Genomic DNA, 11,483 nt, shown 5'->3' with positions numbered 1-11,483 from the left:
CCCGGCGCGGCCCCGACCCACCACCCGGCGATAGGCGCTACGCGCACCCCCACCAAAGCCCCGCAGGCCGCCGCAGGCACCGCCCCTCACCGCACCAGACACGGCCGCTTACCGTCGAACTCCCACCCCGGAACCAGATACCGCATCCCCACCGCATCGTCCCGCGCCCCCAGCCCCTTCTCCCGATACAGCTCGTGCGCCGCGAGAAGCCGGTCCATATCAACCCGCACCCCCAGCCCCCCAGCATCCGGAACCGCGACCTCCCCACCCACAACGCGCGGCGGAGTAACGGTGAGCCGCTCCAGCCCCTCCTGCCAGATCCAGTGCGTGTCGAGCGCGTTGTACTCCCCCGGAGCCGCCGCCCCACAGTGCGTCACCATCGCCAGCGAGATGTCGAAGTGGTTGTTCGAGTGGCACCCCCACGTCAACCCCATCGCGTTGCACAACTGCGCCACCCGCACAGACCCCCGCATCGTCCAGAAGTGCGGATCGGCCAACGGAATCGACACCGACTGAAGAGCCAACGCATGCGCCAGCTGCCGCCAGTCCGTAGCGATCATGTTCGTCGCCGTAGGCAATCCTGTCGCACGACGGAACTCCGCGAGAACCTCCCGCCCCGAGTAACCCCCCTCCGCCCCACACGGATCCTCGGCATACGCCAACGTTCCCACCAACGGCCGGCACAGCTCCACCGCCTCCCGCAACGACCACGCCCCGTTCGGATCCAGGGTCACCCGCGCCTCGGGAAACCGCGCCTTCAACGCCCGCACCGCCGCGACCTCCTCCGCCCCCTCCAGCACACCCCCCTTGAGCTTGAAGTCCCGGAACCCGTACAGGTCGTACGCCGCCTCCGCCTGCCGCACGATCGCCTCCGGCGACAACGCCTCCTCGTGCCGCACCCGGTACCACTCCACATCCGAGTCCGGCTCCCGGACATACTCCAGATCCGTCCGGTCCGGATCACCCACGTAGAAGAGATAGCCCAGCACCCGCACAGAGGACCGCTGCTGCCCGTCCCCCAGCAGCGCGGCGACGGGCACATCGAGATGCTGCCCGAGCAGATCGAGCAGCGCCGACTCCACCGCGGTCACCGAATGAACCGTGGTCCGCAGATCGAACGTCTGCGCTCCCCGCCCACCGGCGTCACGGTCGGCGAACCGCTCCCCGATCTCCCGCAGCACCCGCTGGTAGTCCCCCACCTTGGCCCCGACGACGAGCGACTCGGCATCCCGCAGCGTCCGCGTGATCTTCTCCCCGCCGGGCACCTCCCCCAGCCCCGTACGCCCCTCGGAATCGGTGAGCACGACGACGTTGCGGGTGAAGTACGGCCCGTGCGCACCGGAGAGGTTCAGCTCCATGCTGTCCCGCCCGGCGACGGGGTAGACGGCGAACCCGGTAACGGTCGGCTGACTACTGATCACAATCAAGTCCCTTCCCAAATATACGAGTTGACCTAAACCCCGGAAGCGTCCAGCGCCCACTCAAGCACCAGCACACCCCCCAGCCCGAGCACCGCGAGCACCGTCGTATAGGACGTACGCACCTTGATCGCCTCGACGACGGACAGGTTGAAGTACTCCTTGAACAGCCAGAACCCGGGGTCGTTCACATGCGAGAAGGCGATGGATCCACACGCCACGGCGAGCACCATCACCTCCGGGTGAACCCCGCCCCCCGCCAGCAGCGGCAGCGCGACACCGGAGGCCGTGACGACGGCGACCGTGGCCGAGCCGAGCGCGATGCGGAGGATGACGGCCACGAGCCAGGCGAGGACGATCGGCGAGACGGACCAGCCGTCGGTCACGTCCTTGATGTAGTCGGAGATACCGCCTTCCACCAGGACGTTCTTGAACGCCCCGCCCGCGCCGATCACGAGCAGGATCATCGCCATCGCCTGGGCCGCAGACGCACAGGATGCCCCGACGTCGCTCAGGCTCCGCCCGATCCGCGGCCCGAACACCCAGATCGCCAGGCACAGGGTCAGCAACAGGGCGATCGGCGCCGACCCGATGAAGGCGACGACGTGCAGGAAAGGACTGTCACCCGAGACGGCCATATCAGTCACAGCCGCGGCCACGATCAGCACCACGGGGAACAGCGCCACGAACAGCGACCACCCGAGCCCCGGCATCTCCTCCTCACTGAACTCGCGCTCGCTCACCAGCCCCTTGGGAATGCTGGGCGTCATCCGGGCGACGAACGGAAGACGCGGCCAGGCCAGGGCGATGAGCGCCCCGGCGGGTACGGCGATGAACAGGCCGTAGAACAGCGTCAGTCCGACGGAGGCGTGGAAGGTCGCGGCGACGGCGGTGGGGCCGGGGTGCGGCGGCAGGAAGCTGTGCATGGTGGACAGGGCGATGGACATCGGCAGCCCGACCCACAGCAGCTTCGCGCCGGTGACCCTGACCAGCGTGAACGCGATGGGCACGATGATGACGAACGCGACCTCGTAGAACATGGTCACGCCGATGAGCATGGACGTGACCACCATGGCCACCTGGACCCACCGCGGGCCGAAGGCGTCGAGGAGCCTGCCGGCTATGCGCTGTGCGGCGCCCGAGTCCCCCATCACCCGGCCGACCATGGCACCGAGTCCGATGGTCAGCATGGTGTCGCCGATCTGGTCCCCGATGCCCTCGGAGAGGACGTCCGGGATGGTCGCCACGGGAATCCCCCGGACGAGCGCGACACCGACCGCGACCAGCAGCAGCGCCGCGAAGCCGTTCATTCTCAGCCTGGTCATGAGGAGGAGCAGGATCACGACGCTGATCCCGACGACGAGCAGAGGCAAGGCAGTTCCCCTTTGAACTGGTGGGAGCTCTGAACTTGGGAGGTCTGAACTGGAGAGAGGTCTGACTGGAGGGAGGTCTGACTGGAGGGAGGTCTGACTGGAGGGCTCCCATCCCTGTATGCAGATGGCGTCCACGTATGCAGATGGAGGCTAAGTGCGTGAACGGGAGGGGTCAATGCCCCGGGCGATCACAGATTGATGAGCACGATCGACGCGGACCTACGATGAGCCCATGCAGGAGAGCAGAGGCATCCGCGGCGTGAAGTCGGCGGCCAGAACCGTCGCGCTGCTGGAACTGCTCGCGGAGCGGGGCGAACAGCCCTCGCGCCTCGACCAGCTCGCGGAGGACCTGGACGTGCCGCGCAGCAGCATGTACCAGCTGCTCCAGACGCTCGTGGACTCCGGCTGGGTCCGCACCGACGCCACCGGCTCCCTCTACGGCATCGGGATCCGCGCGCTGCTCACCGGCACCGGCTACCTCGACGGGGACCGCAGCCTCCGGGTGGTCCGGCCGTACCTGGACGAGGCGTCGGACGCGCTCGGCGAGACGATCCACATGGCACGGCTCGACGGGCGGGACGTCGTCTACCTCGCCACCCGCGAGTCCCACGAGTATCTGCGCACCATCAGCCGGGTCGGCCGCCGCGTCCCGGCCCACGCCGGCGCGCTGGGCAAGGCACTGCTCGCCGAGCGGGCAGACAACGAACTGCCCCTGGGCAAAGGCCCGTTGACGGGCCTCACGGAGAACACGCACACCGAACGCGCCGCCCTGCTGGCCGACCTGGCCCGGGTGCGCGAGCGCGGCTACTCCATCGACCGCGAGGAGACGGTGCCGGGCATCGCCGGCTTCGGCTTCGCCCTGCGCTACGGAACACCGGCGGTCGACGCGATCAGCTGCTCGGTCCCGGTGGCCCGGCTGACCCCGGAGCACGAGACCCGGATCGTGTCCGTGATGCAGAAGATCCGAGCGAAGATCGAGTCACAACTGCCACCGGTCTCGGGCGTGGACTGGCGGTAACACGCACAGCCCACGGCTCACAGCCCACAGCCCACCACAAAGCAGGTGCCGGCCACACGATCGTGACCAGCACCTTCTCCGCAAAGCCCGAACCCGGACTCAGGCACACACCCCGCTCAGCCGGTCGCCCCGTCCGGCAGGACCCCCGCCCGGAACGGCTCCACCCCTTCGAGCGTCCGCACCCGCGTCGGCTCGATCAGCAGCATCACCCGGCGCTCGCCGGGCAGCATCCACGGATACCGGTCCTGCCCGAGGTACTTGCGCGTCAGCCGGTCCATGCCCCGCTCCGCCTCCTCGCCCTCCACGAAGCGGACGACCTTCCCCCGGATCTCGGCCCGGTCGTAGGGGTTCTCCGGGTCGTGATGGGACAGCGAAACGTACGGATTGCGCCGCAGATTCTCCTCCTTCACCCGCCCGATCGAGGTGTTGACCATGACGAACCCGTCTTCGATGTCCGCCCACATGGGCGACACCTGAGGCGCCCCGTCGGCCCCCACCGTCGCGAGATGCCAGAAGTTCGGCGCGAGAAGTCGCTCGCGAATATGCCCGTTGAGCTTGCCGTTCACGTCAGTCACTGCCTTTCCGGACCCATGATCATCGGCTCCGGGGTCATCCCTACCCCCAACCCGTCCCGAGCGACAAGCCGATCTTCGGCCCCGGCCGAACCCGCCGGTAGCCGTAGCTTCCTACAATCCGTGATCCTGGCCGAACAGACCGTAGTCAGCGCACCACGGTCCCCCTAGCTTGTGGCGCGTGCGCCGACCTTCAGCCCGCCCGAGCCAGACCACCCCCACCCCCCATCCCCAGTCCGCCCCGACCGCCCCGCCCTTCAACGCCCCGGCCGCCCGCCGCCTGCGCGCGGCCCTCGGCATGACGCCCGAGCACGTCGCCCACGGCATGCGCGTCTCGTACGGACACCCGCGCGTCACCCCGGACCACGTCATCGACTGGGAGCGCGGGGCCTCGGCCCCCTCCAACTCGGAACTCACCGCTCTCGCAGGCGTGCTGTGGTGCTCACCCGGCGAACTCATCGGCAGACCCCGCACCCTGCGCGAGCACCGCATCGCCCGCTGTCTCGCCCCGGAGGACGTGGCCCGGGCCGTGGGACACGAGGTCCACGCGTATCTGCGGATGGAGGAGACCGACACCTGGCGCGGCACGGAGCGCCAGTCCGGCGCCCTCGCCGACATCCTCGGCCTGTGCCTGCGCGACTTCGTCACCGTCACAGGCCGGAACACGAAGCTCGGCGAACTGCTGCGCAGCGCGGTCAGCACCCGCTGGCAGGCCTATGTGCGTCCGGTGGCCAAACTCGTACCGCTGGACCGGCCGTTCCTGGAGGGCGCCCTGCGGGCACTGCACGAGGACTACCAGGGCCATATGGCCGCCACCCTGAGCTGGGGCGGCGGCAGCGGCGACGCGGGCGGCACCGCCCGCGACTTCCTCGACCGGATCGTCGAGCACTTCTGGACGAGAATCCAGGAGAGCCCTGCCTAGAACCTCCAGAACGCTGACCGAAACGTCTGGAACGAAACGTCTGGAACGACTAGAACACCGACTCGGCCTCGTCCATCCGGTCCTTCGGCACCGTCTTCAGCTCGGTCACGGCCTCAGCGAGCGGCACCATCACGATGTCCGTCCCGCGCAGCGCGGTCATCCGGCCGAACCGGCCCTGGTGCGCCGCCTCCACCGCGTGCCAGCCGAACCGCGTGGCGAGCACCCGGTCGTAGGCGGTCGGTGAGCCGCCGCGCTGGACGTGGCCGAGAATGACCGGCTTGGCCTCCTTGCCGAGCCGGCGCTCCAGCTCATGGGCGAGTGCCGCGCCGATGCCCTGGAAGCGCTCGTGGCCGAACTTGTCGATCGCGCCCTTGCCGTAGTCCATGGTCCCGTCCGCGGGGTGGGCGCCCTCGGCGACGGCGATGACCGCGAACTTCTTGCCGCGGGCGAAGCGCTCCTCGACCATCTTGACGAGATCGGCCGGATCGAACGGACGCTCCGGCAGGCAGATGCCGTGCGCGCCCGCCGCCATGCCGGACTCCAGCGCGATCCACCCGGCGTGCCGGCCCATGACCTCCACCACCATCACCCGCTGGTGGGACTCGGCGGTCGTCTTCAGACGGTCCATCGCCTCGGTGGCGACCCCCACCGCCGTGTCGAAGCCGAAGGTGCGGTCCGTGGAGGAGATGTCGTTGTCGATCGTCTTGGGGACGCCCACGACGGGCAGGCCCGCGTCACTCAGCATGCGCGCGGCGGTCAGCGTGCCCTCGCCGCCGATCGGGATCAGCGCGTCGATGCCGAACTCGTGGATCATGTCGGAGGCGTTCTCGCAGGCCTCACGGAGCCGGTCGCGCTCCAGCCTGGACGATCCCAGGATCGTGCCGCCGCGGGCCAGGATGCCGCTGACCGCGTTCAGGTCGAGGGCGCGGTAGCGACCGTCCAGCAGGCCCGAGTAACCGTCCTCGAAGCCGATGACCTCGTCGCCGTAGTTGTCGACCGCCCGGTGCACGACCGACCGGATCACGGCGTTCAGGCCGGGGCAGTCGCCGCCTGCGGTGAGAACTCCGATACGCATCGTGCTGTGTCTCCTGCTCGCTGTGGACACCGGTGAGCTTCTGCCGATTGTTTCACGCTCCCCAGCCCGGCGGGGTACCCGGCTCTGACGGGCGCCTTATCCATCGGCGGAGGTATTGTCAAGGCGGTTCCGCTCACCTCGATGGGCGATTTTTCGACGCCCCGCAGAGACATCCCGGACATCCGACTGAGACGAAACGGAGAGCGCGCGTGACCCGCAGCGTGTACGTGACCGGCATCGACCGCGGCGACGGCCGCCAGGTCGTCGAACTGGGGGTCATGGAGCTCCTCACCCGACAGGTCGACCGGGTCGGTGTCTTCCGCCCCCTCGTCCACGACGGACCCGACCGCCTCTTCGAGCTGCTGCGCGCCCGCTACCGGCTCGCCCAGGACGCGGCGACCGTCTACGGCATGGACTACCACGAGGCGTCCGCCCTCCAGGCCGAGGCCGGCACCGACGAACTGGTGTCCACCCTCGTCGAACGGTTCCACCTGGTGGCCCGCGAGTACGACGTGGTCCTGGTCCTCGGCACCGACTTCGCCGACACCCAGCTCCCGGACGAGCTGTCGCTCAATGCCCGGCTGGCGAACGAGTTCGGGGCGTCCGTGATCCCGGTCGTGGGAGGCCGCAAGCAGTCCGTCGAGTCGGTGCTCGCCGAGACGCGCAACGCCTACCGGGCCTACGACACCCTGGGCTGCGACGTCCTGGCCATGGTCACCAACCGGGTCGCCCGCGAGGACCGCGACGAGATCGCCCGCCGGCTCGACTCCCGGCTCCCCGCGCCCTGTTACGTCCTGCCCGACGAGCCCGCGCTGTCCGCCCCGACCGTCTCGCAGATCAGCCACGCGCTCGGCGGCCAGGTGGTGCTGGGCGACGACTCGGGGCTCGCCCGGGACGTGCTCGGCTTCGTCTTCGGCGGTGCGATGCTGCCGAACTTCCTGGGCGCCCTGACCCCGGGCTGCCTCGTCGTCACCCCGGGCGACCGGGCCGACCTGGTCGTCGGCGCGCTGGCCGCGCACAGCGCCGGAACCCCGCCGATAGCCGGTGTGCTGCTCACATTGGACGAGGTGCCCAGCGCGGACATCCTCACCCTCGCCGACCGCCTCGCGCCGGGCACCCCGGTGCTGTCGGTGGCCGGCACCAGCTTCCCCACCGCCGAGCAGCTCTTCTCCCTGGAGGGGAAGCTGAACGCGGCCACCCCGCGCAAGGCGGAGCGGGCACTGGGCCTGTTCGAGCGTTTCACCGACACCGGCGAGCTGACGCGCCGGGTCTCGGCGCCCAGCAGCGACCGCGTCACCCCGATGATGTTCGAGCACAAGCTGCTGGAGCAGGCCCGCTCCGACCTGCGCCGCGTGGTGCTGCCCGAGGGCACCGAGGAGCGGGTGCTGCACGCCGCCGAGGTGCTGCTGCGCCGGGGCGTGTGCGAGCTGACCCTGCTCGGCCCGGTCGACCGGATCCGCAAGAAGGCCGCCGACCTGGGCATCGACCTCGGCGAGTCCCAGCTGATCGACCCGGCCGAATCGGATCTGCGCGACGCCTTCGCCGAGAAGTACGCGGCCCTGCGCGCCCACCGGGGCGTCACCGTGGAGCTGGCGTACGACGTGGTCTCCGATGTGAACTACTTCGGCACGCTGATGGTCCAGGAGGGCCTCGCCGACGGCATGGTCTCCGGCTCGGTGCACTCCACTGCCGCGACCATCCGCCCGGCCTTCGAGATCATCAAGACCAAGCCGGACGCCGGCATCGTCTCGTCGGTGTTCTTCATGTGCCTGGCCGACAAGGTCCTCGTCTACGGCGACTGCGCGGTCAACCCCGACCCGAACGCCGAGCAGCTCGCGGACATCGCCATGCAGTCGGCGACGACGGCGGAGCGGTTCGGCGTGGAGCCGCGCATCGCGATGCTGTCGTACTCCACGGGCACGTCCGGCTCCGGCGCGGACGTGGACAAGGTCCGCGAGGCCACCGAGCTGGTCCGCTCCCGCCGCCCCGACCTGAAGATCGAGGGCCCGATCCAGTACGACGCCGCCGTGGAGCCGTCGGTCGCGGCGACCAAGCTGCCCGGCTCCGAGGTCGCCGGGCAGGCCAGCGTGCTGATCTTCCCCGACTTGAACACCGGCAACAACACCTACAAGGCCGTGCAGCGCTCGGCGGGCGCGATCGCCATCGGCCCGGTGCTCCAGGGTCTGCGCAAGCCGGTCAACGACCTGTCCCGGGGCGCCATGGTCTCCGACATCGTCAACACCGTCGCCATCACGGCCGTCCAGGCCCAGTCCCCGGCCCCGTCCCCGAGTGAGAAGGCAACCGCCCAGTGAGCGCCTCCCGTGTCCTCGTCCTCAACTCCGGCTCCTCGTCGCTGAAGTACCAGCTGCTCGACATGGGCGACAGCAGCCGGCTCGCGGTGGGGCTGGTCGAACGTATCGGCGAGCAGACCTCCCGGCTCAAGCACACCCCGGCCGACGGTGAGAGCCGGGAGCGCGGCGGGGCGATCGCCGACCACGACGCCGCGCTGAAGGCCGTGGCCGAGGAACTCGCCAAGGACGGCCTGGGTCTGGACTCGCCCGAACTGGCCGCGATCGGGCACCGGGTCGTGCACGGCGGGAAGCACTTCACCGAGCCGACCGTCGTCGACGAGGCCGTGCTCGCCGAGATCGAGCGGCTCATCCCGGTGGCCCCGCTGCACAACCCGGCCAACCTCACCGGCATCCGCACGGCCCAGGCGCTGCGGCCCGACCTGCCGCAGGTCGCCGTCTTCGACACGGCGTTCCACACCACGATGCCGGAGTCGGCGGCCCGCTATGCGATCGACGTGAAGACGGCCGACGAGCACCGCGTCCGCCGCTACGGCTTCCACGGCACCTCGCACGCCTACGTCTCCCGGGCCACCGCCGAACTGCTGGGCAAGGACCCCGCCGAGACGAACGTGATCGTGCTGCACCTGGGCAACGGGGCGTCCGCCTCGGCCGTGCGGGGCGGCAAGTGCGTGGACACCTCCATGGGTCTGACGCCTTTGGAGGGGCTCGTGATGGGTACGCGCTCCGGAGACATGGACCCGGCCGTCATCTTCCATTTGATGCGTGTTGGTGGAATGTCCGCGGACGAGATCGACACTCTTCTCAACAAGAAGAGCGGTCTGATCGGTCTGTGCGGCGACAACGACATGCGGGAGATCCGCCGTCGCGTCGACGAGGGCGACGAGCAGGCGGAGCTGGCGTTCGACATCTACATTCACCGCCTGAAGAAGTACATCGGCGCCTATTACGCCGTGCTCGGACGGGTGGACGCGGTCGCCTTCACCGCCGGTGTCGGCGAGAACGCGGCACCCGTACGGGAGGCCGCCCTGGCGGGCCTGGAGGAGCTGGGCCTGGTGGTGGACGGCGAGCGCAACGCCGTACGCGGCGACGAGGCGCGGCTGGTCTCGCCCGACGGCGCCCGGGTGGCGGTGGCGGTGGTGCCCACTGACGAGGAATTGGAGATCGCGACACAGACCTACGCGCTGGTAATTGGTTCGGGGAATCACACCTGAGCGGCATCCCGCCCTTTTGTATTTTCCGCCAGACGGAATATTCCGTTGCGAAACAAACCGATAGGATCGCCCCCATGCGCCGTTCGAAAATCGTCTGTACTCTCGGCCCCGCGGTCGACTCCCACGAGCAGCTTGTCGCGTTGATCGAAGCCGGCATGAACGTGGCCCGCTTCAACTTCAGCCACGGCTCGCACGCCGAGCACCAGGGCCGGTACGACCGGGTCCGTGCCGCCGCCAAGGAGACCGGCCGGGCCATCGGTGTCCTCGCCGACCTCCAGGGCCCGAAGATCCGTCTGGAGACCTTCGCCGAAGGTCCCGTGGAGCTGGTGCGCGGTGACGCGTTCACCATCACCACCGAGGACGTCCCGGGCGACAAGACGATCTGCGGGACGACCTACAAGGGCCTGCCCGGCGATGTCAGCAAGGGCGACCCGATCCTCATCAACGACGGCAACGTCGAGCTGAAGGTCACCGAGGTCGAGGGCTCCCGGGTGAAGACGATCGTCATCGAGGGCGGCGTCATCTCCGACCACAAGGGCATCAACCTGCCCGGCGCGGCCGTCAACGTGCCCGCGCTCTCCGAGAAGGACATCGAGGACCTCCGCTTCGCCCTCCGGATGGGCTGCGACCTGGTCGCGCTGTCCTTCGTCCGCGACGCCAAGGACGTCCACGACGTGCACCGCGTCATGGACGAGGAGGGCCGCCGCGTCCCCGTCATCGCCAAGGTGGAGAAGCCGCAGGCGGTGCAGAACATGGAGGACGTCGTGATGGCGTTCGACGGTGTGATGGTCGCCCGCGGTGACCTCGCCGTCGAGTACCCGCTCGAGAAGGTCCCCATGGTGCAGAAGCGCCTGATCGAGCTGTGCCGTCGCAACGCCAAGCCGGTGATCGTGGCGACCCAGATGATGGAGTCGATGATCACCAACTCCCGTCCGACCCGCGCCGAGGCCTCCGACGTGGCCAACGCGATCCTGGACGGCGCGGATGCCGTCATGCTGTCGGCGGAGTCCTCGGTCGGCGCGTACCCGATCGAGACGGTCAAGACGATGTCGAAGATCGTCACCGCGGCCGAGCAGGAGCTGCTGTCCAAGGGCCTGCAGCCGCTCGTCCCGGGCAAGAAGCCGCGCACCCAGGGCGGTTCGGTGGCCCGTGCCGCGTGCGAGATCGCCGACTTCCTCGGCGGCCGGGGCCTGGTGGCCTTCACCCAGTCCGGCGACACCGCCCGCCGACTGTCCCGCTACCGCGCCCAGCAGCCGATCATCGCCTTCACCACCGACGAGGGCACCCGCAACCAGATGGCGCTCAGCTGGGGCGTCGAGCCGTACGTCGTGCCGTTCGTGAACAGCACCGACGAGATGGTCGACCTGGTGGAGCAGGAACTGGTCAAGCTGAACCGCTTCAACGACGGCGACATCGTGGTCATCACCGCCGGCTCGCCCCCCGGCGTCCCCGGCACCACCAACATGGTCCGCGTCCACCACCTGGGCGAAGCCAAGTCCTGACCCGGGCGGGCCGTAAGGGCCCTTGAACGGCACAGAGGGCGCCCCCTGCGATCCAGGGGGCGCCCTCGTCTCGTAGGACG

Annotated in this window: 9 protein-coding genes; 5 read left to right on the top strand and 4 right to left on the bottom strand. The window is 69.4% G+C overall.

Going from position 1 to position 11,483, the window contains the following annotated elements:
* Nucleotides 1-86: 86 nt before the first annotated feature.
* Nucleotides 87-1,358 carry an enolase C-terminal domain-like protein gene (locus ACWIF2_RS38280; protein WP_454365999.1) on the bottom strand — a complete coding sequence of 424 codons (1,272 nt, stop codon included), beginning with the start codon at nt 1,356-1,358 and terminating at the stop codon, nt 87-89.
* A 95-nt stretch (nt 1,359-1,453) separates the two neighbouring features.
* Nucleotides 1,454-2,791, bottom strand: a complete 1,338-nt coding sequence (locus ACWIF2_RS38275) for a gluconate:H+ symporter (protein WP_454365997.1) — start codon at nt 2,789-2,791, stop codon at nt 1,454-1,456.
* Nucleotides 2,792-3,023: 232 nt separating this feature from the next.
* Here ACWIF2_RS38275 and ACWIF2_RS38270 point away from each other — a divergent pair, with 232 nt between their 5' ends.
* Nucleotides 3,024-3,809 carry an IclR family transcriptional regulator gene (locus ACWIF2_RS38270; RefSeq protein ID WP_454365995.1) on the top strand — a complete coding sequence of 262 codons (786 nt, stop codon included), beginning with the start codon at nt 3,024-3,026 and terminating at the stop codon, nt 3,807-3,809.
* Between the two features lie 116 nt (nt 3,810-3,925).
* Here ACWIF2_RS38270 and ACWIF2_RS38265 read toward each other — a convergent pair whose 3' ends face one another.
* On the bottom strand, nt 3,926-4,384 hold the full coding sequence (locus ACWIF2_RS38265; RefSeq protein WP_382497238.1) for a PPOX class F420-dependent oxidoreductase: 459 nt from the start codon (nt 4,382-4,384) through the stop codon (nt 3,926-3,928).
* Between the two features lie 178 nt (nt 4,385-4,562).
* Here ACWIF2_RS38265 and ACWIF2_RS38260 point away from each other — a divergent pair, with 178 nt between their 5' ends.
* A complete protein-coding gene (locus ACWIF2_RS38260) occupies nt 4,563-5,303 on the top strand; it encodes a helix-turn-helix domain-containing protein (protein ID WP_454365993.1) in 741 nt (246 codons plus the stop codon).
* 49 nt (nt 5,304-5,352) lie between these two features.
* Here ACWIF2_RS38260 and ACWIF2_RS38255 read toward each other — a convergent pair whose 3' ends face one another.
* Nucleotides 5,353-6,378 carry an ATP-dependent 6-phosphofructokinase gene (locus ACWIF2_RS38255; protein WP_382497242.1) on the bottom strand — a complete coding sequence of 342 codons (1,026 nt, stop codon included), beginning with the start codon at nt 6,376-6,378 and terminating at the stop codon, nt 5,353-5,355.
* Nucleotides 6,379-6,587: 209 nt separating this feature from the next.
* Here ACWIF2_RS38255 and pta point away from each other — a divergent pair, with 209 nt between their 5' ends.
* The 3 genes from pta (at nt 6,588) to pyk (ending at nt 11,403) form a co-directional block, all read left to right on the top strand.
* The gene (pta, locus tag ACWIF2_RS38250) at nt 6,588-8,690 is read left to right on the top strand and encodes a phosphate acetyltransferase (protein ID WP_454365990.1); all 2,103 of its coding nucleotides are present in this window, start codon (nt 6,588-6,590) and stop codon (nt 8,688-8,690) included.
* Nucleotides 8,687-9,901 carry an acetate kinase gene (locus ACWIF2_RS38245; RefSeq protein ID WP_454365988.1) on the top strand — a complete coding sequence of 405 codons (1,215 nt, stop codon included), beginning with the start codon at nt 8,687-8,689 and terminating at the stop codon, nt 9,899-9,901. The genes pta and ACWIF2_RS38245 overlap by 4 nt, the downstream gene beginning before the upstream one ends.
* Nucleotides 9,902-9,975: 74 nt before the next feature.
* A complete protein-coding gene (gene pyk / locus ACWIF2_RS38240) occupies nt 9,976-11,403 on the top strand; it encodes a pyruvate kinase (protein WP_454365986.1) in 1,428 nt (475 codons plus the stop codon).
* Nucleotides 11,404-11,483: the final 80 nt, after the last annotated feature.

This window comes from Streptomyces sp. NPDC055506 (assembly GCF_053643595.1).
Note: the sequence above shows the minus strand (reverse complement) of the source record. Positions and strands in the feature narration are given on the sequence as shown.